Origin of the sequence: Mycolicibacterium chitae (genome assembly GCF_900637205.1) — a bacterium.
Classification (GTDB): domain Bacteria; phylum Actinomycetota; class Actinomycetes; order Mycobacteriales; family Mycobacteriaceae; genus Mycobacterium; species Mycobacterium chitae.
Genome location: NZ_LR134355.1, coordinates 44,884 through 71,389 on the forward strand (window position 1 = coordinate 44,884; position 26,506 = coordinate 71,389).

Below are 26,506 nucleotides of genomic sequence, written 5' to 3' on the forward strand. Positions count from 1 at the left end.
GCGGCCATCACCAGGCCGTCAGGCGGCCAACACGAGCACGGCGGCGAGCACCACCAGTACCGCCAGTACGGCGCCGACCAAGGCGAGTGCGACCGCCTTGCCGCGATTGTTGCGAATCCAGATCCGGGCTGAAGGCACGGTGATGTAGACGTGGGGTTCCGCGCTGACCATCGATCCTCCTCATGCGGCCGTCACGGGCGACGGCGGGCAGTACCGCCCACCGTAGCCTCACCACCAACCGGTCGCCTCCGACAGCTGCCGGGCCAGCTCGTCGGTCAGGGTGTGCACGTAGGTCGACGTCAGGTGATGCGCGTCGTGATAAACGAGGACGTTGCCCTCGGCGGCGCGGCACACATCAGGCCCGCACACCGCGTCGCTCATGTCCAAGGGCACGATGCCGGGATACCGGTCGAGGTAGTCCAGCGTGGGGTTGTAGCTTTCCAGCGCCTCGGACCGGGGCAGTCCGCAACTGTCCGGATCGCCCCCTTCAGCCAGGCAGTCCACCGGCGAGAAGACCATGCCGTTCCGATACATCCACGGCGTATCGCGGATCCCCAGAATGGGAATACCGTTGGCGGCCAGCGTATCCCAGATGCCAAGGTAGTTCTTGGGCACGAAGTCCCCGGGCGCCTTCGGGCGCGGGCGCGTCGTGGTCATGAACACGAAGTCGGGTCGGTCCTCCACCAGGGCGGCCATCGTCGTCCCAACCCACTCCCGACAACCCGGGTAAGGGTTGTTCGACACGCTCACGCGCGGCACCTCGTCGGTGTTGAGCGGGCAACCCATCTTCAGATACGTCACCACCCGGAAACCGTGCCGCTGGCCGATCCGGTTCAGCGCCGTCAGCCAATGCTCCGAATGGGACCCGCCGGCCACCGCGATGGTGCGCTCCGCCCGCGGATCCCCGTAGGTGCACTTGATCAGGGCGGCGTTGCCGAAATCGCTGATGCACTCGTCGACGATCGAGGCCGGCAGGTCGTCGGAGGCCTCCAGCACGGTCGGACGCACCGGCAGCATCGGCGCGCGCAGACCGTCGACCAGCGCACGCGCCCCCGGATAGTCCACCGACGAGAGGTTCAGCAGATCCGCCCCGTTGGCGCGGATGGTGCTCGTGTACTGCCGCCACCCCGTCGCGCCGAGGGCCACCACGATCGCGACGGCCAGCAGCACGCTCGTCCACACCAACGCCAACACCGGCGCGCGACCGTGCCGAGCCCGCGGCGGGGCCGCGCGCAGCGAACGCTCGACCAGCCGCTGGGTCAGGTACGCCAGCGCCACGGCCAGGATGATCACCACTACCCCGTCGGTCAGACCGGCGCGGTCCTCGTCGGAGTGCGTGAGCCAGAAGATCAGCAGCGGCCAGTGCCACAGATACAGCGCGTACGCCATGGTGCCCAGCGCCACCAGCGGCATCGACCGCAGCACTCGGTTCGGCCACGCGCCGCAGGAGCCCTCGAGATTGGCCGCGCTGCAGATGACCAACACGGTCGCAACGACGGGGATCAACGCGAGCGGCCCCGGATACTGCTGCGCCCCGTCGACGAAGAATCCCACGCCGAGGATCGCGGCAACCCCCACGACGGCGGCGACGACGCGCAGCCAGCCCGGCCCGCGCATCCGCCCGGCGACCGCCGCCCCGAGCACTCCGACCAACGGCTCCCAGGCCCGCGCGAAGCTGTCGTAGAACGCCGCGGCTTGATCGGTGCGATGACCGATGACGGCATAGACGAACGAGGCGACGGTGGCCACCGCCACGACGGCGACGAACACGCGTTGCCGGTGCCGCCGAGGGACCGCGACGGCGACCAGGCCGGCCACCACCGGACCCGCCAGGAAGAACTGGCCCAGCACCGAGATCGCCCACATGTGCTGCAGCGGACTGACCGCCTCACCGGCCGGGGCGTAGGCCCCCGCCGAGTGCGCCAGCTGCCAGTTCTGCATGAACCCGAACGTCGAAAGGCTGTGGTCGGCAAAGGTTTCCCAGCGGGTCCGCGGCTGCAACGCCAGGGTCAACGCACCGCTGGCCGCGACCACCACCACCAGAGCGGGCAACAGCCGCCGCGCCGACCAGGCGAACTCGCTGCGCAGCGCCGCCACCGAGTAGTCCTGCGTGAAGCCGCGCAGGAGACGCGCGCCACAGTAGAAGCCGAACAGGACCAGCAGCACGTCCACGCCGGGGGACTCCCGATCGGACCACACGCCGAACAGGACGACCAGCGCCACCGCCAGGCCGCGCAACCCGCGCAGATCATCGCGCACCGTCGGCACCGTGCGCGGGACCGCCGACGCCCTCGGCGATGCGGTCTGCACAGTCAGCACGGTCCCGCAGCATAACGGCGGCAGTGCCTCGTCGGGCAACGGCGCTGGTCGTCAGCTCAGCGAGCGTCCCCTTCGGTGCGGTTCGCCGGTCCCGTCGCGTCGACCGGCTGGTCCTGATCGCAGGGGTCGACGTGCCAGTGGCCGAAGGGATCGTGGTGACCGGGCCACTCGTCGGGGCTCGCCAGCTCGTCGGCGGTCAGCAGCGCGTCACACAGCGCGGCGAGCACCGCGGCCGGCTCGGCCCCGCAGACCAGGACCGTCATCGAGGTGTGCCGGTCGCCAATGCCGTCCTCCCAGAGCAGGTTTGCCACCGCGCGTCGCTCGTTGTCGACGTAGGCCCCTTCGGAAGTGTCCATGGCCGCGAGCCACTTCCCGGCGTCGGCGACCCGCAGCCCGCCGCCGGCCGACTCCAACCACATGGCGCGGTCGGGCTGGCTGCTCAACCACAGCCGGCCCTTGGCCCGGATCACGCCGTCCAGCAGGACGTCGACGGCGTCGTGCAGGCGCTGCGGGTGGAACGGCCGCCGGGAACCGAACTCGACGATCTGGACGCGGCCGTCGGCGCCCAGCGGCGGCGCGCCGTCGAGCAGCGGGGCGTGCGCGCCGGTGCTGTGACCCCGCCGGGCGCCGCGGGGCAGGCCCGCGACCGCGGCCTCGAGGTGGTCGGTGCCGACGACGAGCGGGGCGCGCGGCGTGAGCCGGCGCAGGACGGCCACCATCTCGGCCGGGGCGGGTTCGTCGAGCAGGACGACGTCGGCGAACTCGGCCTGGCCCACGACCACCTGCGCGACGGTCCGTCCGTCGGGAAGTTCGTCGTCGCCGAGCGCCTGATCCAACCATTGGCGGGTGGCCACGCAGGTCACCACGGCGGTGATGGCCACGTCGCGGGCCGCGGGCGCCTCGGGGTGACCCGGGCCGATCCACACCCGAACGCGGTTGATGGCGAAGCAGATCGGCTCCGGCTCCAACCAGGGGGCCAGCTGCACGACGATGCGATCCACGCCGGGTTGACGGTGCAGCTTGCGCAGCACGACCAGGAGATCGTTGCGGATGGTGCACGACACGCAACCGTGCGCGAGCTCGAGCACCGAAGTTGCCGTCAGCGGTGCGGCGCCGCGCAGGCGCGTGATGCTGCGCTGCACGACGTGGCCGTCGAAGTGATGTCGGACGATCGCCGTTCCCGGCCGACGCAGCAGCTCGTCGGCCGCCGCGTCGGTGTTGCCCTGGCCCGCCACGAGGATCACCGGTGTCCGCATCTGCATCCTTAATGAAAACGATTGTCATTTGGTGTGGCCCCACGCTACAGTCCCGACGGCCGCTTGTCGAAAATCATTTTCATTAAGGATCGGAAAGGAAGTAACAGATGTCGGCTCATTGCCAGGTCACGGGGCGCAGTCCCGGCTTCGGGAACGCGGTGTCGCATTCGCACCGTCGCACCCGCCGCCGATGGAACCCGAATCTGCAGACCAAGACCTATTACCTGCCCTCGGCCGGTCGCCGGATCACCCTGCGGGTCAGCGCCAAAGGCATCAAGGTCATCGACCGCGACGGTATCGAGGCGGTCGTGGCCCGGATGCGTCGTGACGGGCAGAAGATCTGATGGCGCGCAACGATATTCGACCCATCGTCAAGCTGCGGTCCACCGCGGGGACCGGCTATACCTACGTGACGCGGAAGAACCGTCGCAACGATCCGGACCGGTTGGTGCTGCGCAAGTACGATCCCGTGGTTCGCCGCCACGTCGACTTCCGCGAGGAGCGCTGAGATTCGGTAACCTGAGGCTTACCTAATCACCAGCGTCGCGCTCGGGGCCGCGACCCCTTGGAGGTATGCCGCTGTGTACTCACGCCGTGTGACACGACCGCTAGCCGCCATGGCCGCGGCGTTCGCGCTGCTGCTCAGCGCGTGCTCGGCGCCGGCCGAGACGGATCCCGGGGCGACGATCGCCGTCGACACGAACCTCGGCGAGGTGATGGTTCCCGTCGACCCCACCCGCGTCGCCGCGTTGGACAACACGTCGATGCAGACCCTGATGGACTTCGGGGTGGAGCCCGTCGTGGTGCCCAAACCGTTGATCGCCCGGGTCGAGGGACTGCAGGCCTGGGCCGACGACGACGAAATCCTCGACGCCGGCTCGCACCGGTCGCCCGATCTCGAGGCCATCAGCGAGGCCCAGCCCGACCTGATCATCGGCGGCTACCGCTTCGGCAGCTACCAGGACGACCTGGAGAAGATCGCCACCACCATCGACATCTCACCGGATGCGGAGGCCGAGGGCGGCTATGTCGAGGGCCTGCGGACCCAAACCGCCACGTTGGGCACCATTTTCGACCAGCAGGCCCGGGCCGACGAGTTGATCGCCGAACTCGATGCCGCCGTCGCCGACGCCACCGCGGCCACCAACGGGCAGACGGTCTTCCTGGGAGTGACTACCGCCGGCAAGCTGGACAACGGTGCCGGGCGGATCGGGCGGATCCTCGAACCGCTGAACCTCGTGGACGTCTTCTCCGAGGAGCACCTGGGCAGCACGTCCCACCACAACAATTCGGGACTCGCACCGGAGACCATCGCCCAGGCCAACCCGGACTGGCTGATCGTCTTCGAGCAGGACGCGCTCGGCAGCGACGGGTACGTCCCGTCGCGGGAGGTGATCGAGGGTCAGGAAGCCCTGAAGAACACCACGTTCGTCAAGGAGGGCCAGATCATCTACCTGCCGGCAGACTTCTATGTCACCGAGAGCATCCAGGCCTACACCTCGGTGTTCCGGGCGATCGCGGACAGATTCGCCTGACGCACCGCAACGCCGCGGCGCCGGCGCTCATCCTCGCGCTGATCGTGCTCATCCCGACCTCGCTGATGGTCGGGGGCTACGACATCAGCATCGACTCGCTGCTGCACGATCCGGCCGCCCGGGAGATGTTCCTCATCTCCCGGGTGCCGCGGACCCTCGCGCTGATCTTCGCGGGCACGGCGATGAGCGTGTCCGGGCAGATCATGCAGGCGCTGACGCAGAACCGGTTCGTCGAGCCGACCACCATCGGATCCAGCCAGTGGGCCGGCCTCGGAATCCTGTTGATGCTCATCCTCTTTCCGCAGGCGCCCATCATCGTCCGGATGGTGGTCGCCAGCGCTTTCGCGCTGCTGGGGACGCTGATCTTCCTGGCGATCCTGCGCCGGATCCAGCTCACGTCGTCGCTGGTGGTCCCGCTCATCGGGATCATGCTCGGCGCGGTGATCGGCGCCGCCACGCTGTACTTGGCCTCGACGTTCAGCCTGCAGCAGACCATGTCGGCGTGGCAATCCGGTGGCTTCAGCAACATCGTGCGCGGCCAGTACGAACCGCTGTGGATCATCGCCGGGGTGACACTGGCCGCCTACCTGTTCGCCAGCCGGTTCACCGTCGCCGGGCTGGGCCGCGACATCGCGGTCAACGTCGGACTCAATTATGCGCGCGTGGTGTTCCTCGGGTCGACGATCGTGGCGATCGCCACCGGCGTGACGGCCGTCGTGGTCGGCTACCTGCCGTTCCTCGGCCTGATCGTGCCGAACATCGTCTCGATGCTGCGCGGCGACGACGTGCGGCGAAACCTGTTCTGGGTGGCCGGACTCGGCGTGGCGCTGATCCTGCTGTGCGATCTGATCGGGCGGGTTGTCGTCGCTCCCATGGAGATCCCGGTGTCGGTGGTCCTCGGCGTGGTCGGCGCCGTGGCGTTCGTCTACCTCGTGCTGCGGAGGCAACGTGTCGGCGCTCTCTGAATCGGCGGTGCTGTCGCGGTGGTGGCCGGGCCGACTGGGGCCGGGCGCGCGTCTGGTGGTGATCTCGGCGGTCATCGCCGTGGCCGCAACGTGTTTCCTGCTGCTGTTCATCCGCGGTTCGTTCGCGTTCAGCTTCGAGCGGCGCGCCATCATGCTCGGCACCATGGTGGTCGCCGCCTTCGCCCAGGGTGTCGGCACCGTCGTGTTCCAGACCATCACCCAGAACCGCATCCTGACGCCGTCGATCATGGGGTTCGACTCGCTGTACGTGCTGTTGCAGACGGCGCTGGTATTCGCGTTCGGCGGCACCGTGATCGCCAAGACCGAGGGCCTGCCGAAGGTGCTCACCCAGACGGCGCTGATGGTGCTGTTCGCGACCCTGCTCTACCGCTGGCTGCTGTCCGGGCGCTTCGGCAACCTCTACATCCTGCTGCTCGTCGGCGTGGTCTTCGGTCTGGCCTTCGACAGCATCTCGGTGTTCCTGCAGCGGTTGCTGTCGCCGACCGACTACGACCTGCTCAACGCCACCCTCTACGGGCGAATGGGCAACCTCGACGCCACGCATCTCCCGTTGGCGCTGCTGGTCTGCCTGGCGGTCGGAGTCATCTTGTGGCGCATGCGGTATCGGCTGGACACCATGCTGCTGGGTCGCGACGTCTCGATGTCGCTGGGCATCGACTACAAGCGCGACATGACGATTGTGCTTATGCTGGTCGCGCTGCTGGTCTCGTTCTCGACGGCGTTGGTGGGCCCGATGACGTTCTTCGGGTTCCTCGCCGCGCACCTGGCCTATCAGCTGGCGGGCAGTTACAAACACCAGTACGTGATGCCGATGGCATTCCTCGTCGGCCTGCTGGGACTCGTTGGGGGACAGTTCATCCTGGAGCATGTCTTCTACGCGGGCGGGTTCCTGACGATCATCATCGAATTCCTCGGCGGGATCGCGTTCATCATCATCCTGCTCCGGACGGGGAAACTGTGATCAGGTACGCCAACCTCAGCAAGTCCTACGGCGACACCCGCGTGCTGGGACCGCTGACGGGCACCATCGCCAAGGGCGGCATCACCGCGCTCGTCGGCCCCAACGGCGCCGGCAAGTCGACGCTGCTGACCTCCATCGGGCGGCTGCTCGAACCCGACGAGGGCAGCATCGAGGTGGGCGGCGTGGACGTGCGCTCGGCCAAGCCGCGATCGCTGGCGACGCTGCTGTCGATCCTGCGCCAGGAGAACACCGTCACCGCCCGGCTCACCGTGCGCGAGCTGGTCAGCCTCGGCCGATTTCCTTACTCGCGCGGCCATCTGACCGCCGCCGACCGCGAGAAGGTCGACGAGGCACTGGAATTCCTAAACCTCAGCGAGTTGGCCGAGCGCTACCTCGACCAGCTCTCCGGTGGGCAGCGGCAGCGGGCGTTCGTCGCGATGGTCATCGCCCAGGACACCGACTACGTGCTGCTCGACGAGCCGCTGAACAACCTCGACATGCGCCACTCCGTGCGGATGATGCAGATGCTGCGCCGCGCGGCCGACCAACTCGACAAGACCATCGTGCTCGTCGTACACGACATCAACTTCGCCGCCGGATACGCGGACAACATCATCGCGCTCAGCGCCGGGGAGGTCATGTACTTCGGGACGGTGCCCGAGATCATGCGCGACGACGTGCTGGCGGAGGTGTTCGAGACCCCCGTGCGGGTACTCGAGGTCGACGGCACACCGGTTGCGGTGTATCACCGGCCGCCGCCCTGATCTGCCGCCTCCCATATGGCGGTTTCATCCGGGACACGCCGCTGCGGCGGATCAGAATGCAGTCTCGCACCGCTTGCGCTTGGGCCCACCCGCTTGACGTATTCCTTGACAGGAATATGTGGCGGCGTTTACGTTGGGCGGCATGCAGGCGACGTTGTTCGGGGCCCTTGCCGAGCCCAGTCGACTCCGGATCGTCGAACTGCTGCGGACCGGGCCGCTCTCGGTGGGCGAGATCGCCGAGGCGCTCGACATCCGGCAACCACAGGTAAGCAAACACCTTCGGGTACTGGACGATTCGGGTTTGGTCTCCGGCGCGGCGCAGGCCCGCCGGCGGATCTATCGGCTCGAACCCGAACCATTCGAGGAGATCGCACGGTGGGCGGGGTCGTTCGAGCGGCTCTGGGAGGCCCGCCTCGACTCCTTGGGCGCCTATCTGGACTCGATCACCGACGGGCGCGACGAAAACTAGGAGACTTACATGATTCTGCAGATGTTCAAGAAGACCAAGGAACTCGACCTCGAACGCACCTACCGCGCACCGATCGCGACGGTCTGGGACGCCTGGACCCAGCCGGACATGCTGCGCCAATGGTGGGGGCCGGAGAAGACGTTCGTTCCGGAATGCCGGATCGGCCTGACCGTCGGCGGCGAGATCCACATCGTGATGGAGGCCGGCGAGGAGATGGGCAAGTATCAGGGCACCCGGTGGCCGATGTCCGGCACCTTCACCCGCATCGAGGAACCCGTTCGGCTGACCTACGACGCCCGTTCGTGGACCGAGGGTGAGGAGGACGGATCGACGATCCAGCACACCAACGACGTCACCCTGAGCGAGGCCGACGGGGAGACCACCGTCAAGCTGCACGTGACGATCACGCAGATCGGCCCGAAGGCCAAGATGGCGGCGTTCGGCATGAAGTGGGGCTACAAGGCGCAGTTCGACAAGCTCGCCAAATTCCTTGCTGCCCAACCCTGATACTCAACCGACCGCAGCTGGGTTCATGTCGGCTGGTGCCCGAGTTGGTGGCGAAGGCAGTCCTCGAGGTCACGCCGGCGGAACCGGTGCCCCGCCGCCAACAGCTTGTCGGGGGCGACGCGCTGGTTGGCCTCGGCCAGCTCGCGGGCGCCCTGATCGCCCAGCAGCAGGCGCGGCCCGAAACCCGGCACCGGCAACAGCGCCGGTCGATGTAGGACCGCCGCGAGGACCCGGGTGTAGTCGGCGTTGCGCACCGGATCGGGCGCGACGGCGTTGACCGGCCCCGACAGCGCCGGGTCGACGAGCGCGCGGTGATAGACGTCGACCAGGTCGTCGAGGTCGATCCACGACAGCCATTGCCGCCCGCTGCCCAGCCGGCCGCCGAGGCCCGCGGCGAACAGCGGGCGCAGCAGCCGCAGCGTGCCGCCGCGCGGCGTCTGCACGATCCCGGTGCGCACGTTGACCACCCGTAGTCCGGCCTCGGCGGCGGGGGCACACGCGGCCTCCCAGTCGGCGACGACCTCGGCGAGGAAACCGGTTCCGCGGGTGGCGGATTCGTCGAGCGGGTCGTCGCGGTCGTAGCCGTAGAAGCCGATCGCCGAGGCGCACACGAACACGGTGGGTCCGTCGTCGGTATCGGCGCGTTCGGCGAGCCGGCGGGTGGGCTCGATGCGACTGTCCCGGACCGCGGTCTTGTGCGAATCGCTGAATCGCCCCGCGATGGAGGCGCCGGCCAGATGGATCACGGCGTCGACCCCGTCGAGCAGGCCCGGCGCCGGCTTCTCGGGATCCCAGCGCCGCTCGTCCGCACCGCGCGGTTCGTGGCGGACCAGGCGGATCACGCGGTAGCCGCCGGTGCTCAGGAACGCGGTCAGGGCGCTGCCCACCAATCCGGAGGCGCCCGTGACGGCGACGGTTCCGGCCCCGACGCCGCGTTCGGCCCGCCAGCGGTGCGCGGCGATGTCCTCGGCCAGTTGCCGATGCCGGAACCGGAACATCTGCCGCAGCAGCCGCTCGGGAACCGCGGTGTCGACGCGGTCGGTCAGCCGGGTGCGCTCGCCGGACAGGGCGTCGAAGCGGTGTTCGTGCCGCCACGCCCCGGCCAGCCGGGTGGGCCAGGACCGCGGACCGGGTTGGGCCAGGGCGTCGACGAAGCGAGCCGGCGGGTCGTATTCCTGGGGTTGGTGATCGGAGACCAGCCGCAGCCCGCCCGGTGCGCTGAGCACCGCCTGTCCGTCGGCCAGCGAGGCCGCCTCCGAGACGATGCCGACCGGCTGCCAGGGCGGCAGCAGTCGCGCCAACGCGCCGGGCCTGCCGTGCCAGGCGAACACGTCGTCGCGGGCGGCGTCGATGATGCTGCTGAATTGGATTCCCACAGGACCTCCGTCGGTGGTTCGCCAGCGGCGGCGCCAACTGACGGTATGTCCAGCGGGGTACCCGGCACAGCGCGGTTTACGCCGAGGACTCCAGCCGCGCCGGTGGCTGCAGACCTCGGCTTAAAGAAGAGCCCGGGGGCGAGCGCGCCAAGGCCCTCCCGCGTAGGGGAGGGTCTTGGGTACGGGGTCGGCTGTGTCGGACCTACTTGGCCCGGGTCTTGCTGGCCCGCGTCTCGCCGGCCTTCTTGGCCTTGGTCTCGGCCTTGCTGGCCTTGGTCTCGCCGGAGGCCAGGTCGCCGTTCGGCTTCACCGAGGCGAGCTTCTCGACCGAGGCCAGCTCGGGGGCCGGTGCGACGGAGGCCAGCGCCGCCTTGGGCATGACCGACGCGAGCGCCGCCTTGGGCATCACGGAGGCCAGTTCCGGGGCCGGCGCGACCGAGGCCAGCGCCGCCTTGGGCATGACCGAGGCCAGCGCCGCCTTGCAGCAGGAGGTCTCGGTCTCCTGGACCGAGGCCAGCGCAGCCCGGGTCTCGGTCTCCTGGACCGAGGCGAGCGCGCCGCCGTCGTGGGTGGGCTCGGTGCTGGCGCCGGCGACACCGGCCAGGCCGACCGCGGCCGCGCCGAGGATGCCGGCGGAAACGGCGGGGATGGCGATGTAGCTGGTGAAGCGGCGGATGATCTGAGTGCTCATGTCAATTCTCCTGGGTGAGTGTTGTTTTGGCTATCCGTTCCGGTGTGCTCCGGTACGAGACAAACTCTGCCGCCTGGCCGCCGCGATGTCTGTCGGGCGAACGGCCAGTGCGGGGGATGAATCCGATGTCCCCCGATCGGAGGACAGACAGTGTTTGCTTTGGAAAGCTGTTCGGCATGGTTGGCGCGGACGGGACCGAGAAAGTACGCGTCGTGGTGGCCGACGATCACCCGCTGTTCCGCGAGGGGGTCGTGCGCGCGCTCACCTCGAGCGGCACCGTCGACGTGGTGGCCGAGGCCGACAACGGCGCGGCCGCACTGGAACTGATCCGGACGCACCTGCCGGCCGTGGCGCTACTCGACTACCGGATGCCCGACCTGGACGGGGCGCAGGTGGCCGCCGCCGTCCGCCGCGACGAGTTGCCGACGCGAGTGTTGTTGGTATCGGCCCACGATGAGTCGCCCATCGTTTACCAGGCGCTCGAACAGGGCGCCGCGGGATTCCTATCCAAGGAGTCGACCCGCGCGGAGATCGTCGATGCCGTGCACAACTGCGCGAAGGGCCGCGACGTGCTGGCGCCGGGTCTGGCCAGCGGCCTGGCGGGGGAGATCCGGCGGCGCAGCGAGCCCGAGGGGCCGGTCCTGAGTCCGCGGGAACGCGAGGTGCTCGGGCTCATCGCGGCCGGACGCAGCATCCCGGCGATGGCCGAGGAGCTGTACCTGGCGCCGTCGACCGTGAAGACCCACGTGCAGCGGTTGTACGAGAAGCTCGGGGTCGGCGACCGCGCCGCGGCCGTTGCCGAGGCGATGCGGCGCAGGCTGCTGGAATAGCGTGCTGGACTCGCCGGCTCGCATGGTCGAGCACCTTTCGGCCGAACCCGTACGGGTGTGGGCGATCCTGCGGCTACCGCTGATCGTGCTGATGCTGCTGCGGATCTACGTCGCCGGCGTGCAGCACTGGTTGCCGGTGCTCTACGGCGTGGTGCTGGCGGTGTATTGCGTTGCGGCGCTGAGCTGGTTGGTGTTCGTGCTCCGGCGACCGGTGCCGCGGTGGGGGCCGTGGGTCTCGGCGGCCATTGACGTGATCGCGGTGCTGGCGCTGTGCGTGGCCTCCGGCGGCGCGACCGCGGAGCTGCTGCCGCTGTTCCTGGTGCTGCCCATCTCGGTGGCCTTCCAGGACCGCCCGGCGCTGACCGCCACCCTCGGAATCAGCACGGCCGTGGGTTATCTGGTGGTCTGGTGGATCTTCTCGATGCGCGACGCCACCGTGGAGATGACGCGGGTGGTCTACGTCCAGTTCGGCTTCCTGCTGTGGCTCGCAGCGGCCACCAGCGCGCTGTGCCTGGTGCTCACTCGCCGATCCGATCGAGTGCTGGCGTTGCTGGAGGTGCGGCGGCGGCTGGTGTTGGAATCCGCGCAGGCCGAGGAACGACAGAACCGCGAACTCGCCGAACACCTGCACGACGGACCGCTGCAGACGCTGCTGGCCGCGCGCCTCGAGGTCGACGAACTCCGCGAACGCGCCCCCGACCCCGCGCTGGACATGGTGCACTCCGCGCTGCAGGACACCGCCGCGGGCATGCGCTCGACCGTGACCGCGCTGCACCCCCAGGTGCTGGCTCAGCTGGGTTTGACCGCCGCGGTCCGAGAACTGGTGCGCCAGTACGACAGTCGCGGCGACTTCATCGTCGAAGCCGAACTCGACGACGTCGGTAAACCTGCGAGCCAGGCGATCCTGTTCCGGGCGGCGCGCGAGCTGCTGAACAACATCAGCAAGCACGCGTCGGCCACCGTGGTCACGGTGCGGTTGTTCCGGCAGGGCGAGCGCGTCGTGCTGGTGATCGGCGACGACGGCGCCGGGTTCGACCCGGCCGTCGTCGAGCAGCGGGTGGCGCAGGGCCACATCGGTTTGGCGTCGCTGCTGGTGCGCCTCGATGCGATGGGCGGATCCATGGCGGTGGACTCCGTCGTCGGCGCCGGCACCAGGGTCACCGTGACCTCGCCGGTGGAGGCAATGGACCCGGAAGGATCGGCCTCCAAGATGTCTTACCCGAAGTAGGATGACGAGTATGGCCAAGGACAAGATATCGGTGACGGTGGACGCAGCCGTGCTCGCCGCGGCGGACGCTCACGCTGCCGCAGCCGGGCTGAACCGGTCGGAAATGATCGAGCAGGCTCTGCGCAACGAGAGCGTGCGACTCGCGCTGGAGAGCTATACGACGCAAACCGTCCCGATGCTCGACATCGACTCCTACGCGGGGATGATTTACCAAGCGAATCGGTCCGCTGGTCTGTGATGAGGCCAGGCGACGTCGCGCCGCGTCTCGACACCGAGCACGAGCTGTACGTCGCGGTGCTATCGAACTCAATGCATCTGACGGCCAACACCGGCCGTGTGATCACGTGCCCGTTCATCCCCGGCGAGATTCCCGCCGACACGATGGCGATGGTCGTGGCGACGGAGCGGCCGCGCGGTGTCGTAGTACCCGAACTGGTCCAATGGCTTCCCGTGGTGGCGCTCGACGCGCCGATCGGCAACATCGGTGCCGACGCGGTGCATGAAACGAAGACCGTCCTGACGGCTCTGTTATGAGAGTTGCCGACACCATGTCGCTACGACCGGGCAAGCCAGGATGTGGCATCCCGCGAGCGATCCTGGACCGCGTCTTCTACTGACCCCGGTTGCGGTCCACATCGGCGATGAACGCGCGGATCCGGTCGACGGCGTTCGGCGGTAGCGCCGCCGACCCGTTGCGGATGTCCCAGATCTGTTCGACCGGCAGGCCCAAGAGGCCGGCGATCACCGATTCCGGCAGGCCGGAGTGCGCACAGGCGCGGTCGAGTTGGGCGCCGAGGCTCTCGGAGAGCCGATCCAGCAGCGCCCGCCGAATGGATTCCAGCGCCCGCACGTGGCCCAGCAGCGCCGCACCGGCGTCCGCGCCCGACGTCACGGCCACCTTCCAGGAATTGGCGGCCAGGCGCTCGGCCTTGAGGCACTGCGCGATGACCGAGCGCACTATGTTTTCGTATCCGGAATCCGACCGGGCGGGCAGGCGCTCGATCACGGCGGTCAGCGCCTCGAGCTGGGCCTCCGCGTAGTCCTCGAAGACCGCGGTATCGGTACCACGGTCGACGATCACGGCCGCGGTGTCGCGACGCGGGATCACAGGTGAGTGCTCGGTGAGCACTCGGTTGACCTCGGCAAGCGCATCGTCGGCGACGAGCAGCCGGGCGTAGGTTCCCGGCGGCAGGCCGAGGCCGTTTTCTACCTTCTGAACTGTACTTTTGTGCGGCTTACGAGCGCCACGCTCGAGGTAGCTCAGGCCCATGACGCTGACGCCGGTCGCCTCGGCGAGATCGGCCAGCGACCAGTCCCGGGACTCGCGCACCGACCGCAGGGCCGCGCCGGCGGCCTCGCGGCTCATCCGAACCCTCCCGCCATGCGTTGAATCGTATACACACCGCCCCGTCCTGAATTACATATACGTTTTTACCTACGTTTTGCTTGCCAGGTCCCGGATACGCATATACGCTTCCGTCACGTTTTCCGCGAGAGGAGCTGAGTGCATGAACCGCAACCCCTGTGCCGACGACCCCGATCTGTGGTTCGGCTACGCCGACGACAACGGCACCGACGGAGCCGCCAAGGCGCGCAGCTACGAATCGGCCGCACTCGAGGCCCGTGCGCTGTGCCTGCGTCGCTGCCCGCTGGCCCTGCAGCGCCAGTGCGCCCGGCGTGCCGTCGAACACGGTGTGGAGTTCGGCGTCTGGGCCGGTATCAAGCTCCCGGGCAACCAGTACCGCAAACGTGGTGAGCTCGAGCGGGCCCATGAGACGTTGCGCCGCATCGCGGCCGGCGAGATCAACGCCCGGGAACTGCCGGAGAACGCCGCCCTGCTGGAACGCCGTCAGCACCACCCGATCCCGGCCGTGGCCACCGTCTTTCATCTCGGGGGTCCCGTCGGCACCGTGTCCGCGGCCTGAGCCACGACGATGACGGAGTTGGACGCCCTCGTCCGCGCGCATCAACTCTTCGCGGCGACGGCGCCGGCGAACCCGCCGGCGCTCAGCGTGTCGGACCGCCCGTCGACGATCGCGGCGGGCGCGGGTCGGGCCATGGCGCGTTACGCACAGGACGCGCAGCGCAGCGCCGCGATGCTGCGGGCATCGGCCTCGACCGACCGCGCGTTGACCGCGGTGATCGCCGACGCCCGCCGCGACCACGCCGACGGTTACGCGCACACCCGGCGGGTGCTCGAAGCGGCCCGTGCCGACAACCGCATCCCCGTCGACTCACCGGTGGCCCAACGAGAAGCGTTGCGCCGCCGCATCGCCCGGCTGCGCGCGCAGCACGGGCACGTCAGCGCGGCACGACGCCGGGCCGCGCTGCGGCTGGCCATCCTGCGCGCATTGCGATATCGCGCACGTCGACGCGCGCTTCTGGCGGGCGGGGCCAAACTCGCGCCGGGTGATCGGCGGGCCGCCGCCGCGGTGCGCGCGGCGCTGTCCCGCCTGGGACGGCCCTACGTGTGGGGGGCGACGGGCCCGGACCGCTTCGACTGCTCGGGTCTGGTGCAGTGGTCCTATCGGCAGGCCGGGGTGGGGATCGGCCGGACCACCTACGACCAGATCGACGACGGTGTGGCCGTCCCGCGGTCGCAGGTCCGGCCGGGCGATCTGGTGTTCCCCCACGCGGGCCACGTGCAGATGGCGATCGGCAACGGGATGGTGGTCGAGGCCCCGTACGCCGGCGCCTCGGTGAAGATCAGTCCGCTCGGCCAGGACGTGGTAATTCGCCGGCCCGTGCCGTGAGGGAACCGCGGTGAATTGTTGCCGCCGAAGCACGCGAGTAGCTTGAGGACATGGCAGAGCTCGGGGGGCAGGCGGTGTCCGCGTTGGATGCCCGTCAGACGGCACTGCTCGCCCGGCACAGCGCCGTGGCCAGTGCCGACCGAGCGTTGTCCGCCATCGTCGCTGACGCGCACGCGTCCGCGGTGGCCGCGCGGAAACGGTTGGACGGCATCGAGTCCGAAGTCGAGGCGCTGGTCGAGAACGAGGCAGACTTCGCCCTCGACACACCGGCCGGCGTGCGTGCCGCGCACCGCCTGCTGGCCGACAAACTCCGCGAGATCCACACGGTGGTGGCCGATGCCGCCGCCGACGCCGAGGCCAAGGCGGCGGTGCTCAATGAGATGGTGGCGCACTACAACTCGGGTCGCGCCGAGTAGTCCACCGGCGCGGCCAAGGTGAATTGTCACCGCTGGGGGCCGTGCGTACTGTCCGCGACATGGAGGCAGCCCGGTGACCACCCAGAACCAGTTCCAGGCGGTCCTCGAGCAACTGCGGGGCAGCACCGGTGATCCGAACGCCTGGATGACCGGATTGTCGCCGGCCGAGATCCAGACGGCGCTCCTCTACGGCATGGGAAGCGACGAGCCGGCGCTGGCCCCGATCCTCGCCAAGATCCGCGCCCAGCACCCCTCGGTGTTCGCTCCGACCGCGCCGCCCCACCCGGGGCCGGGCCCGGCCCAGACCGGAGCGGCGGCCACCGCCATCAAGAAGGCCGAAAGCGATCTGGCGCAGCAGAATTCATCGACGGCGGCCCTGGACCTGATGGTGATCTCGGCGGTACTGAACGCGCACGCCACCAGCACGGCGGGGGCCGAGACGCTGCGCGCATTACAGCGTGAGATCGACGACGCCGTGCGCACCCGGACCGATCTGGACACCCCCGCCGGTGCCCGGGACTTCCAGCGGTTCCTGGTTGGGAAGCTGCGCCACATCAGCCGGGTGATCGAGGAGGCCGGCCTCGACGACCGCTCCAAGGCCGCGCTGGCCACCGCGTGGACCGCACTCTACGAGTCGAGCAAGCGCGTGGATGCCGCGCCGAATGACGCCGCCCAGGACAAGGCCGCCCAGGAGAAGGCCGTCCCGGTACCGAAGGGCAACCCGGCCCCGGCGACCGCGCCCGCGGCGTCCCCCTTGCCGGCCGAATTGCCGCCGTACGGCGCCGATCTGCCCCTGGAGTTCGGTGACCCCTTGGCAGGTCTGCTGCCCGCCGCGCCGGCATCCGCACCTGCGCCGGCGACGGCGAGTGCGCCCGTACCGCAGATACCGCTGCCGGCGCCGACGCTGCCGGCCGCCGCGGCACTTCCGGCCGGCGGCGCACCACCGCTGAGCGCCCCGAGCGGCCTGCCCTTGCCCCGCGGCGGCACGGCGCGCGACGACGGGCTCGGCCTGGCCGACCTGCTGGCGGCCGAGGAGGCCGCGCTGGCCGCCGAGGCGCCACCCGAAGCCGACGACGAGAACGTCGCCGAGCTGGACGCCGCAGACCCGGAGAAGGACGCCGAGCAGACCGATGAGAAGGCCGCCCCCGACAAGCCCGAATCCGCCGTCGTGAAACTGCCCGGCGGGGAACAGATCACCGCACCCACCCCGGCGTTGGCCCGGGTCCTCACCGCGGCCCTGGCGGGCACCCCGATCGGGGAGGCCTTTCAGCGGGAAGACCTTCCGATCCCGCCTCCCGGCACCCCGGTGCCGCACCCGGTGGATCCGGCCCGCGTCGGCACCGGCGACGTCGCGATGTTCACCGATCGCCAGGCGTTGGCCATCGACCGGGATCGCGCGCTGCTCGACGGCCAGATCCGCCCGGTGGCTGCCATCAGCGGCCCCAGTTTCCTAGGCTGGCTGCATCCGCCGGCCGCCGCCGGGGAGACCGCGCCGTCGGCCACGACACCGAACAGCTCAGACACGCCCGCACCGACCCGCCCGGCCGCGCCGGCCGAGCCCGCACGATAGGAAGTAGCTGATGGAGATCAATGTCGACCTCGACAACCTTCGTGCGGCCGCAGTCCAGCACGCCCGAGCCGCGGAGCACCTGCGCGTGGTTCCGGAGACCCATCACGACATCCAGCAGAGCCTCGACTCGTTGGGACCGATCTTCGCCGACCTGCGCGACGCCGGCCGTGCCCTGCTGGAGCAACGCCGCGCCTGCTACGAGCAGCAGGCTGAGGACCACGTGGAGATGGCGCGCTATCTCGAGCACGCGGCGGCCAGTTGGGAGACCGGCGAACAGGATGCCGCGCAGCAGATCCGCGCGGTCCGGGATTCGCAGTGACCGCGGACCCGAATCCCGACTTCGATGCCGTGCATCCCAGCGGACACATCATGTTCCGCAGTTGTCGGGGCGGCTACCTGCACAGCGTGGTGCTGGCGGAGCCGGCGATGTCGACCGACGCCCAGACCCTGGCCGAGGCCATCCTGCGCACGGCCGACGTGTCCTACCTGAAGGCACTCATGGAGGTGCGCGGCGAGATCATCGCCGCGGGCCATACGCCGTCCGACGAGATCCCCGGACCTGCCGATCTGGTGCACGCCATCGAGCAACTGCGTGAGCACCGGCTGACCGCCGAATCCTGAGCGCGGCGACCGGACCGGTCAGTGCACCCACTTCTGCACGGTGTCCGGCGGCGGGACGATCCCGGTGGGCGGCTCGACGGGATGCTGTCCGAACAATTCGCGGGCCTGGGCGAGTAGCGTGCGAACCTCGTCCAGTTGCTGCTGGAGCAGCGAATCTGCCATGCGTGCGACGGTACCGAGGCGGATCGGGGCGCACAATTCACCCTGCCGGAAACTGTGAAGTGACCCCAGCCTGGACGCCAGTACGATTGCCGGGTGGCGATCTTCGGCAGGAGAAGTGCGCGCAAGCGCATGCGCAGGGCTACCGAGCAGGCGTTGTCGGTCCCGGCGTTCCGCACCCCCGTGGACTGCACCCCGTGGGTGCTCGGCGGCCTGTGGCCAACCGAACTCAATGAGCCCCGCCCCGAAACCGCCTCCCTGGCAGCCTATCTCCGCAACGATCTGCACCGCATCGCCGACTCGGCCAACCAGAAGCTGCGGGAGATCAACGAGGCCGGCCTGGCCGAACCGGCCCGGCAGGCGGAGGAGGCCCGGGTCATCAACGTGGCCCGTGCGTTCGCGGTACTTCGCGTCGAGTCCACCATCCGGCATTTGCGCCAGGAGCCCTTGGGTTTTCAGCCCGAGTACCTGAGCCTCGGCACGGTTCCTGACGAGCCCACCCGGGTCGTGCGCCGCGAGCACTCGGAGCCCACCGTGGTCATCGAGCACCACGACGCGGAGCGCCCGACCGCGGCCGCCCCGCCCGAGATGGCCGCAGATGTGCCACCGCCTCCCTCGGAGGCGCCCGAAATCGACTGGGCCACCGTGAAATCCGATCCCCTGGCGGAGCCGCAGCCGGCCCCGGTGCGGATGCCCGAGCCGACGCCGGAACCGGAGCCGACGCCGGACCCGCCGGCCCCGGTGCGGATGCCGACGCCGCAGCCGGACCCGCCGACGCCGCCCGCACCGCGGCGGGACAAGGCCGTCGCGGCCACACAAGTCGAATCCTCCGACAGCCGCCTGCGCCGGCTGCTCACCTTCGTCGCCCGTCAGGAGCCGGGCCTGGCGTGGGCGGTCGGCGACCGATCCGATGGATCCACGGTGCTGGCCACCGACCTCGCCCACGGCTGGATACCGCCCGGCGTGAGCTTGCCAGCGGGCGTGGAACTGCTACTCCCGCAACGCCGCCGGGGAAATCTCAACGACATCATTGGTCACACTGAACATAGGTTGACTTATCGACCGGGGGACGGGTTCGCGTCGCCGACGGACCTCGATGTGACCTCCCCGGACCTCGATGTGCGCCGGCTCGAGGCCGTGCCGGACCTCGGTTGGCGGCTCGCGGAGGCGACGCACTGGCGCGACGGACTGCCCCGGATGGTGCACACCATGGCCAAAGCGGGCGCGGCCGGGACCGGCGTCGTCGATGCCGAACTCGACGTGCTCCGTGTGCATCTCGATACCGCGCGTTACCAGGTGTTTTCCCAGTATCCCGACGTTGGGGACCGGTTGTTCTGCAACTGCCTGCTGTTGGCCGCAACCGAGGCGATCGCCAGCGGGGATCAAGTGGCCGCGAACTACCATTTCGCCTGGTACATCGAATTGACGGCAGTGAAAGTCGAGGGTTGGGGGCAGCAGCCCTAATTGTGGTGCTGCTGTTGCCTTCTGGGGCAAACTCTCAACGAGTGAATTGACGTTGCTGGACAAGTTCCACATACTGTCTTCCGTGTCGGGGGCCAGAGGCGCGGAAGAGCGCGCTGACAAGGTTCTCGTCGAAGCAGTTCTCCGCGAGTTGAGCGACGCAGCTGACAAATGGGAAGCGCTCGTGGAAGAGGCCGAGCGAATTACTTTCGCCGTTGATTTGGGGGACATTCATGCGGTTGCCAACGCAGACGGGAGGCTCGTGGAGTTGAGCCTGCATCCTCGGGCGACCGAGTACTCCCACACCGAGCTCGCGGAACGACTCAATCTGGCGTTCGCGGCGCTTAGAGACGAAGCGGTGGCCGACAACGCCGCTCGATACGGCGGCAGCCTGCACTGATGGGCACCCAGCGCGACGCGTACCGCGATGGAGTGCGGCTCGGGGACAGTCTCCGAGCCAAGAAATTGGTGTCAGTGCGGGGGTCTGGGCGCCGATATCGTGAAGAGGCAGCCGAAGCGCCATCGACGACGCATTCGGTGCGAGGCGACGCGGGTCGCCCGCCGAAAGGACCTCCACCGTGCCGTTGAATCTGTCCAACCGGGACCAGAATTCAGGCCACCTGTTCTACAACAGGAGGCTCAAAGCGGCGATCACGCGATTCTCCGTGCGGATGAAGCACGATGACCGCAAACAGCATGCGGCCCTGGCTCTTTCGATTGTTTTCGTCCTGATCGGCGTCGGCTGGATGGCATTGCTCCATCTGCTGAAGCCGGCCGGATTGGTCGGCGACTCCGCGATCATCGGTAATCGCGACACCGGCGCGGTCTACGCCAAGGTCGACGGCCGGCTGTACCCGGCCTTGAATCTGACCTCCGCGCGCCTGGCCACCGGGTCCAACGCCGCGCCCACCTGGGTGAAATCCGCTGAGATAGACAAGTTTCCAACCGGACCGCGGATCGGCATTCCCGGAGCCCCCGACGACCTCACGGTCACCGGCGGGGGAGTCTCGGCGTGGTCGGTGTGCGACACCGCCGCCGCGCGCAATACCGCTGCCGGCCCGGTGGTGACCTCGATCGCCGGCATGCTGTCCCGGTCCGGTCGCGCCGCGCCGATGGGCCCGGACCAGGCGGTGCTGGCGACCCACGGCGGCGCCACCTACATCCTGTGGAACGGACAACGCTCCCGCATCGATCCGCGGGACCGCTCGCTGACCTTCAACCTGGGCCTGGATCCCGGTGAGACGCGCCCGGTGGCGATGTCGAACGCGCTGTTCGACGCGCTGCCCGCCACCGAACCCCTTGTTGTTCCGGCGATCTCGGAACTCGGTCGGCCCTCGAGGTGGCTGCCGGATGCCGCCGTCGGCACGGTGCTGCAAAGCAAGGATGCCGCGGGCACCGTCAGCGGTTTCTATGTGTTGCTACCGGAGGGCGTGCAGCAGATCAGCGCGTTCGTCGCCGATCTGCTGCGCACCGCCGTATCGCAAACCTCGACCGCACCGCTGCTGGTCACCCCGGACAAGCTGGTCGGCATCCCCGACGTCGACATCCTCAACATCGGCTTCTACCCGAACAACCGATTGAACTTCGTTGACACCGATGCCAATCCGGTGACCTGCGTGGGCTGGGAGAAGATGTCCACCGATCGACAGGCCACCGTGATGGTGTACAACGGCAAGGGCCTGCCGGTGTCGCCGAGTATGGATTCGCACCTGGTCAAGCTCGTGCGCGACGACCGACATCCCGACTCGGTGATCGCCGACCAGACGCTGCTGCTGCCGGGCGCGCCCAACTTCGTCGCGACCACCAGCGGCGTCGTCACCTCGGACACCCGGGAAAGTTTGTACTGGATCTCCCCGCAGGGTGTGCGGTACGGAATCAGCTGGGACAACGAAACATTGAATGCCGTCGGCCTGAACCCGGGCGCCGCGGTGCAGGCGCCGTGGCCGATCGTCCGTACGTTCGCGGCCGGCCCGGCGATCAGTCGCGACGATGCGTTGCTGGTCAGGGACACCCTCCCCGGCGGCGGCACCGCGGCCCGAGTTCCGGCAGTGGGAGGCTAGTCGATGTCCAAGAGAGGATTCGTCCGCGCGCCGCGCAAGCCCGCACCGTCGGTGCCGCCGGCGCGGGTGGCGGTCAACGCGCCGCTGGAACTGCCCGAGCGGGAACCGCGCAACATCCTGCTGATGATCGCGATCCCGGCGTTGCTGGTCGCGATCCTGGGCACGTTGGTCGTGATGTACACCTCCGGCGCCCGCTCGATGCGGGGCGGGTTCTTTCCGATGATCGGGTTGGTCGCCTTCGCCGCCATGATGTTCAGCGGCCGGTTCGGGCGCGGCCGCAAGATGACCTGGGGCGAGCAGGAGAAGCAGCGCCGGATCTACATGCGCCAACTCGACGAGGACCGCGACGAGATCCAACGCGCGGCGCAGGACCAACGCCGCAGCCAGTTGTTCGTGCACGGCGATCCGCAGCAGTTGGACACCGTGATCGGCGGGCCCCGGATGTGGGAGCGCCGCGCAGCCGACGACGACTTCCTCGACGTCCGCCTGGGGATCGGGGTTCAGCAATCCAACGAGTCCGCGGTCTCGCTGCAGTGGCCCGAGGTGCCCGTCGGCGAGGAACTCGAACCCGTGACCGGGCGTGCGCTGCGCGATTTCATCCTGGAGCAGAGCAAGATTCGTGGCATCGGCAAGGTACTCAGCCTGCGCTCGAAACCCGGCTTCAGCTTCCTCGGCGACGACATGGGCGAGTTGCACGCCGTGCTGCGCGCGGCGCTGTGCTCCCTGGCCGTCTACCACAGCCCCGGGGATTTGAAGATCATGGTGGTCACCCGCCACCCCGAGGCCTGGCAATGGTTGGTGTGGCTGCCGCACAATCAGCACGACGAGATGTTCGACGCCTGCGGATTGCGGCGGCTGGTGTTCGCCTCGCCGATGGACCTCGAGGTCGCGCTGGACGCCGAACTGCACCGCAAGGGCCGCGGACCGTGGGCGCCACCGTCGGGCAGCAGCCCGCTGTCGATGCCCTCGCCGATGGAGGGCACCGGCGGCAGTGCGCTCGGCCCGCACTGGGTGATCGTCGACGACAACGTCGGGACCCCCGAACAGTGGGAGGGCGTCACCGGCCAGAAGGGGATGGCCGGGATCACCGTGCTGCGGTTGGCAACCCGGCCCGGCGTCGGCGTGGGATTCACCGACGAGGACGAACGCTTCGAGCTGCGCGAGGGGCGTCTGCGGCACCGCGACGCCTTCTACGCCGCGGCCGACATGCTGGCCGAGAGCACCGCTGACCGCTACGCGCGGGCCATCGCCCGGTGGTCGCCGACCACCGCCGGCGAGCTCTCGGAGACGGACAGCCAAGGCGGAGAGCTGTTGCGCCTGCTGGGCATCAACGACCCCCGCAAGCTCGAGGTGGACCGGCTGTGGGCCGAGCGGCGCGGCCGCGGGGACCCCAAGTGGGGCATGGTGCCGGTGGGCGTGCGTCCCAACGGGGAACTCGAACACATCATCTTGCGCGCCAAGGACTTCGGCGGTTACGGCTTCCACTCCGTGGTGATCGGAACGTCCGGCTCGGGTAAGTCGGAGTACTTCCTGTCGCTGTGCAACGGCATCGCGCTGACGCATTCGCCGGAGACGTTCATCGTCATCTTCGTCGACATGAAGTTCGAGTCCGCGGCCCAGGACCTCGAGGGCCTGCCGCACGTGGCCGGTTCGCTGTCGAACCTCGGCAAGGACGACCGGCACCTCGCCGAGCGGATGCGCAAGGCGATCAACGGTGAGATCGCCCGGCGCTACCGGCTGTTCAAGGAGGCCGGCGCCCGCGATGCCAACGAGTACGAGGAGATGCGGCTGGCGGGTCGCGACCTGGAACCCGTCCCCATCCTGCTGGTCATCATCGACGAGTACCTCGAGCTGTTCCATCATCATCAGGACTGGATCGACCTCGTCATCCACATCGGGCAGGAGGGGCGCGGCTGCAACGTGTTCTTCACCCTCGGTGGGCAACGGCTCGATCTATCCTCGTTGAGCAAGGCCAAGAGCAACATCGCGTTCCGGGTGGCGCTGCGCGCCGAGACCGCGGAGGACTCCCGTGACGTGATCGGCAGCGACGCCGCGCTGCACCTGCCGTCGCAGAAGAACGGCTACGCGCTGTTGAAGGTCGGGCCCCGCGATCTCGAGCAGTTCCGCTGCTTCTACGTCTCGGCGCCGTACGTGCTGCCCAAGAAGGCCAGCACGGTGGGCAAGACGATCGACCTGAGCTTCCGGCAACCGCGGGCGCTGACTTGGGAGTACCAGCCGCTGTCCGAGGAGGACAGCGCGGCGCTGGCCGTGGCCGACGTACCGGAGGAGCCCGACGAGTTCCTCTATCACGCCGACGGTTTCAAGAAGAAGAAGCTGCTCGAGGTCATCCGCGACTCGCTGCTGGCCCATCCGGCCCGACCGCCGCACCAGATCTGGCTGCCTCCCCTGGAGGAATCCGAGTGCGCCGATGCGTTGGTGCAGCGTTACCGGGGCCGGCCATGGCACGTCGACTACGGCCAGAACCCTGGCCTGGTGATTCCCATCGGCGTGGTCGACATCCCGGAGGACCACGAGCAGACGGTGCACGTGCTCGACGTCGAGATGGACAACGTCATGGTCGTCGGGACCGCCCAGCGTGGGAAGTCCTCCGCGCTGATGACGCTGATGATGTCGGCGTCGCTGATGTACCGGCCCGAGCGGGTGACCTTCTTTTGCATCGGGGCGACGCTGTACGCCATCGAGGACCTGCCGCATGTCGCCGGCGTGGTCAGCGTGACTGACACCGAGGGTGTTTCGCGCACGATCGCCACCATCGAGGGGCTGATCCGGGCGCGCGAGGCCGCGTTCAAGCACTATCAGATCGACATCTCGGAGTTCCGCGAACGCCGGTTCGGCGCGGCCGGTGGCGGCGGGACCGACCCGGACGACAAGTTCGGTGACGTGTTCCTGGTGGTCGACAACTTCGGCGATCTCTACGAGAAGGACATGGCCGTCGGGGACCGGGTCATCGCACTCGCACGCCAGGGCCTGTCCTACGGCGTGCACGTGATGACCAGCGCCACCGGCTGGCTGGTCGGGCAGCGCCAAGCCCTGGTCGGGGTGTCGAACGCCCGCATCGAGTTGCGGCTCAGCAATCCCGACGAGACCGCCATGAACACCGGTATCGAGCATCGCAAGGCCGCCCGCCGGGTGCTGGACCGCCCCGGGTTCGGCATCACCCGGACCAGTCACGAACTGCTGGTGGGTATCCCGGAGATCACCGGACCCGGCGGCGAGCGAATCGGGACTCGCCAGGTGGGCCGGGTGATCGCCGGCGTCACCGGGGCCGACCGGGTCGAGGCGCTGGTGCGCCTGCCGGACCGCATCCCGCTCGGCGAAATCGTCGCCGCCCACCGCGCGCTGCCGGCGGCCGCCGATCCGTGGAACATCCCCTTCGGACTCGGGGAGACCGCGCTGCAACCGGTCAGCCTGCAGTCCCGGGTGACGCCGAACCTGTTGGTGGTCGGTCGGCAGGGCTGCGGCAAGACGTCCACGCTGGCCGCGGTCGGACAGTCGGTCATGGCGGCGCTGTCCCCCGAACAGGCCCAGATCTTCATCATCGATCCCAAGACCAGCCTGATCGGCAAGGTGCAGGGCCCGCACGTTCGCGCGTACGCCTACACCGCCGAGGACGTCGACCAGGTGCTCGAATCGCTCGCCGCCGAACTTCAGGACCGGCTCCCGCCGTCGGGGCTGAGCCAGGAGGAGTTGCTGACCCGCACGTCGTGGCAGGGGCCGCACTACTTCGTCCTGATCGACGACGAACAGGAACTCCGGCCCAACGGTGCGGTGCTGGGGAAGCCCGCCGCGATCGCACCGCTGCTGCCGCTCATCGAGCGCAGTCGCGAGGTCGGCTTGCACGTCATCGCTTCGCGTTTGCCGGGGAACTGGGCCGGTGCATCGGCGATGAATCCGTTGCTGCAGCGGTTGACGAGTTCGCGGACGCCGACGTTGTTCATGGACAACGATCCGACCGCCGTGAAGGTCTACGGCCGGATCTCGGCTCAGCAGCTGCCAGCGGGCCGCGGGCAGCTGGTTTCCACCGAGGGCGAGATCGAAGGAATCCTGGTCGGTCAGCCCGACGCCGGCTCCGCCGCAGCCCCCGAAAAAGTGTCCGGACCACCACCCAACGCAACTTAGGCTCAGTCAATACCGCAGTTGACAGGGCAGCTAACCCGCCGAGCAACAACAAGAGAGGTGACATCATGTCGAATCCGCTGTTCGAGGTCACACCGTCCATGGTCGGACTTTCGTCGGCCACCGAGGCGGGCGTCAGCGCGGCGCAGGGGGCCAGCGCGGGCACCGCGTCAGCGGCCCTGGTCGGCATTCTGGAGATGGCGGGCGACGTCACGTCGATCGCCTTCGCCAATGCTCTGCGGGCCGCCGGGGCCGCCTATGTCGGGGCCATCGCCGAGCACACGACGCAGCGTGGCATGTTTGCCGGCGCGCAGGGCATCGCGGGCGCCACGTTCGAGGCGGTCGAGGTCGGTCAGGAAGCGGCCTTGGCGCTGAGGACCGCGCTCTAGCGCCGGATGCCGAGCGAG

General features: G+C 68.9%; 30 protein-coding genes. 23 read left to right on the forward strand and 7 right to left on the reverse strand.

The window, feature by feature from the left end; all coding sequences use genetic code 11:
* Positions 1-18: 18 nt before the first annotated feature.
* Genes EL338_RS26055 through mrf form a run of 3 tightly spaced genes read right to left on the reverse strand, consistent with a single transcriptional unit; the run spans position 19 to position 3,575 of the window.
* Complete coding sequence (locus tag EL338_RS26055) at positions 19-171, reverse strand: hypothetical protein (RefSeq protein WP_163791952.1); 153 nt, start codon at positions 169-171, stop codon at positions 19-21.
* 57 nt (positions 172-228) lie between these two features.
* Positions 229-2,319, reverse strand: a complete 2,091-nt coding sequence (locus tag EL338_RS00210; protein WP_220096882.1) for an acyltransferase family protein — start codon at positions 2,317-2,319, stop codon at positions 229-231.
* Between the two features lie 56 nt (positions 2,320-2,375).
* Entirely contained in the window at positions 2,376-3,575 is a 1,200-nt protein-coding gene (mrf, locus tag EL338_RS00215) for a ribosome hibernation factor-recruiting GTPase MRF (RefSeq protein WP_126331917.1), read from the reverse strand.
* Positions 3,576-3,682: 107 nt separating this feature from the next.
* On the opposite strand from mrf, the gene rpmB reads away from it, so the two are divergent.
* The 8 genes from rpmB (at position 3,683) to EL338_RS00255 (ending at position 8,797) form a co-directional block, all read left to right on the forward strand.
* Positions 3,683-3,919, forward strand: a complete 237-nt coding sequence (gene rpmB / locus EL338_RS00220; RefSeq protein ID WP_126331918.1) for a 50S ribosomal protein L28 — start codon at positions 3,683-3,685, stop codon at positions 3,917-3,919.
* Positions 3,919-4,083 (forward strand): 50S ribosomal protein L33, encoded by a 165-nt coding sequence (gene rpmG / locus EL338_RS00225; protein ID WP_059101657.1) that lies wholly within the window; start codon positions 3,919-3,921, stop codon positions 4,081-4,083. Before rpmB ends, rpmG begins: the two co-directional genes overlap by 1 nt.
* An 88-nt stretch (positions 4,084-4,171) precedes the next feature.
* Entirely contained in the window at positions 4,172-5,110 is a 939-nt protein-coding gene (locus tag EL338_RS00230; protein WP_235666314.1) for an ABC transporter substrate-binding protein, read from the forward strand.
* Positions 5,111-5,154: 44 nt separating this feature from the next.
* A complete protein-coding gene (locus EL338_RS00235) occupies positions 5,155-6,075 on the forward strand; it encodes an ABC transporter permease (RefSeq protein ID WP_235666315.1) in 921 nt (306 codons plus the stop codon).
* The gene (locus EL338_RS00240) at positions 6,059-7,057 is read left to right on the forward strand and encodes an iron chelate uptake ABC transporter family permease subunit (protein WP_126331919.1); all 999 of its coding nucleotides are present in this window, start codon (positions 6,059-6,061) and stop codon (positions 7,055-7,057) included. The genes EL338_RS00235 and EL338_RS00240 overlap by 17 nt, the downstream gene beginning before the upstream one ends.
* The gene (locus EL338_RS00245; RefSeq protein ID WP_126331920.1) at positions 7,054-7,821 is read left to right on the forward strand and encodes an iron ABC transporter ATP-binding protein; all 768 of its coding nucleotides are present in this window, start codon (positions 7,054-7,056) and stop codon (positions 7,819-7,821) included. The genes EL338_RS00240 and EL338_RS00245 overlap by 4 nt, the downstream gene beginning before the upstream one ends.
* A gap of 142 nt (positions 7,822-7,963) precedes the next feature.
* Entirely contained in the window at positions 7,964-8,290 is a 327-nt protein-coding gene (locus tag EL338_RS00250) for an ArsR/SmtB family transcription factor (RefSeq protein WP_126331921.1), read from the forward strand.
* Between the two features lie 9 nt (positions 8,291-8,299).
* On the forward strand, positions 8,300-8,797 hold the full coding sequence (locus EL338_RS00255) for an SRPBCC family protein (RefSeq protein WP_126331922.1): 498 nt from the start codon (positions 8,300-8,302) through the stop codon (positions 8,795-8,797).
* 23 nt (positions 8,798-8,820) lie between these two features.
* Here EL338_RS00255 and EL338_RS00260 read toward each other — a convergent pair whose 3' ends face one another.
* Positions 8,821-10,173 carry a TIGR01777 family oxidoreductase gene (locus EL338_RS00260; RefSeq protein WP_126331923.1) on the reverse strand — a complete coding sequence of 451 codons (1,353 nt, stop codon included), beginning with the start codon at positions 10,171-10,173 and terminating at the stop codon, positions 8,821-8,823.
* 202 nt (positions 10,174-10,375) lie between these two features.
* Positions 10,376-10,864: a hypothetical protein gene (locus EL338_RS00265; protein ID WP_126331924.1), complete on the reverse strand. Its 489-nt coding sequence runs from the start codon at positions 10,862-10,864 to the stop codon at positions 10,376-10,378.
* Positions 10,865-11,040: 176 nt separating this feature from the next.
* Between EL338_RS00265 and EL338_RS00270 the strand changes: the two genes are divergently transcribed.
* The 4 genes from EL338_RS00270 to EL338_RS00285 are packed head-to-tail and all read left to right on the forward strand — an operon-like array spanning position 11,041 to position 13,456.
* Positions 11,041-11,694, forward strand: coding sequence for a response regulator (locus tag EL338_RS00270; RefSeq protein ID WP_126331925.1), 654 nt, complete (start codon positions 11,041-11,043; stop codon positions 11,692-11,694).
* A gap of 22 nt (positions 11,695-11,716) precedes the next feature.
* Positions 11,717-12,922: a sensor histidine kinase gene (locus EL338_RS00275; protein WP_126336582.1), complete on the forward strand. Its 1,206-nt coding sequence runs from the start codon at positions 11,717-11,719 to the stop codon at positions 12,920-12,922.
* Between the two features lie 10 nt (positions 12,923-12,932).
* Complete coding sequence (locus EL338_RS00280; protein ID WP_126331926.1) at positions 12,933-13,160, forward strand: ribbon-helix-helix protein, CopG family; 228 nt, start codon at positions 12,933-12,935, stop codon at positions 13,158-13,160.
* Complete coding sequence (locus EL338_RS00285; RefSeq protein ID WP_126331927.1) at positions 13,157-13,456, forward strand: toxin; 300 nt, start codon at positions 13,157-13,159, stop codon at positions 13,454-13,456. The genes EL338_RS00280 and EL338_RS00285 overlap by 4 nt, the downstream gene beginning before the upstream one ends.
* A 76-nt stretch (positions 13,457-13,532) precedes the next feature.
* Here EL338_RS00285 and EL338_RS00290 read toward each other — a convergent pair whose 3' ends face one another.
* Positions 13,533-14,288, reverse strand: a complete 756-nt coding sequence (locus tag EL338_RS00290; RefSeq protein WP_126331928.1) for a helix-turn-helix domain-containing protein — start codon at positions 14,286-14,288, stop codon at positions 13,533-13,535.
* A 142-nt stretch (positions 14,289-14,430) separates the two neighbouring features.
* Here EL338_RS00290 and EL338_RS00295 point away from each other — a divergent pair, with 142 nt between their 5' ends.
* From EL338_RS00295 to EL338_RS00320, 6 genes are all read left to right on the forward strand, one after another.
* Positions 14,431-14,847, forward strand: a complete 417-nt coding sequence (locus EL338_RS00295; RefSeq protein WP_126331929.1) for a WhiB family transcriptional regulator — start codon at positions 14,431-14,433, stop codon at positions 14,845-14,847.
* Between the two features lie 9 nt (positions 14,848-14,856).
* The gene (locus EL338_RS00300; RefSeq protein WP_126331930.1) at positions 14,857-15,675 is read left to right on the forward strand and encodes a C40 family peptidase; all 819 of its coding nucleotides are present in this window, start codon (positions 14,857-14,859) and stop codon (positions 15,673-15,675) included.
* A 50-nt stretch (positions 15,676-15,725) separates the two neighbouring features.
* Positions 15,726-16,091, forward strand: coding sequence for a DUF4226 domain-containing protein (locus EL338_RS00305; protein ID WP_126331931.1), 366 nt, complete (start codon positions 15,726-15,728; stop codon positions 16,089-16,091).
* Between the two features lie 73 nt (positions 16,092-16,164).
* Positions 16,165-17,661: a DUF4226 domain-containing protein gene (locus EL338_RS00310; protein WP_235666317.1), complete on the forward strand. Its 1,497-nt coding sequence runs from the start codon at positions 16,165-16,167 to the stop codon at positions 17,659-17,661.
* A 10-nt stretch (positions 17,662-17,671) separates the two neighbouring features.
* A complete protein-coding gene (locus EL338_RS00315; RefSeq protein ID WP_126331932.1) occupies positions 17,672-17,980 on the forward strand; it encodes a type VII secretion target in 309 nt (102 codons plus the stop codon).
* Between the two features lie 50 nt (positions 17,981-18,030).
* Positions 18,031-18,282, forward strand: coding sequence for a DUF2694 family protein (locus EL338_RS00320; protein WP_235666578.1), 252 nt, complete (start codon positions 18,031-18,033; stop codon positions 18,280-18,282).
* A gap of 18 nt (positions 18,283-18,300) precedes the next feature.
* Here the strand turns inward: EL338_RS00320 and EL338_RS26060 are convergent, their stop codons facing one another.
* Positions 18,301-18,444, reverse strand: coding sequence for a hypothetical protein (locus EL338_RS26060; protein ID WP_170217407.1), 144 nt, complete (start codon positions 18,442-18,444; stop codon positions 18,301-18,303).
* 93 nt (positions 18,445-18,537) lie between these two features.
* Between EL338_RS26060 and EL338_RS00325 the strand changes: the two genes are divergently transcribed.
* From EL338_RS00325 to EL338_RS00345, 5 genes are all read left to right on the forward strand, one after another.
* A complete protein-coding gene (locus tag EL338_RS00325; protein WP_126331934.1) occupies positions 18,538-19,905 on the forward strand; it encodes a DUF5631 domain-containing protein in 1,368 nt (455 codons plus the stop codon).
* 82 nt (positions 19,906-19,987) lie between these two features.
* The gene (locus tag EL338_RS00330) at positions 19,988-20,302 is read left to right on the forward strand and encodes a DUF2710 family protein (RefSeq protein ID WP_126336584.1); all 315 of its coding nucleotides are present in this window, start codon (positions 19,988-19,990) and stop codon (positions 20,300-20,302) included.
* A gap of 178 nt (positions 20,303-20,480) precedes the next feature.
* The gene (gene eccB / locus EL338_RS00335) at positions 20,481-21,962 is read left to right on the forward strand and encodes a type VII secretion protein EccB (protein WP_126331935.1); all 1,482 of its coding nucleotides are present in this window, start codon (positions 20,481-20,483) and stop codon (positions 21,960-21,962) included.
* Between the two features lie 3 nt (positions 21,963-21,965).
* Complete coding sequence (gene eccCa / locus EL338_RS00340; RefSeq protein WP_126331936.1) at positions 21,966-26,102, forward strand: type VII secretion protein EccCa; 4,137 nt, start codon at positions 21,966-21,968, stop codon at positions 26,100-26,102.
* A 65-nt stretch (positions 26,103-26,167) separates the two neighbouring features.
* Positions 26,168-26,488, forward strand: a complete 321-nt coding sequence (locus tag EL338_RS00345) for a PE domain-containing protein (protein WP_179967143.1) — start codon at positions 26,168-26,170, stop codon at positions 26,486-26,488.
* The last annotated feature ends 18 nt before the right edge of the window (positions 26,489-26,506 follow it).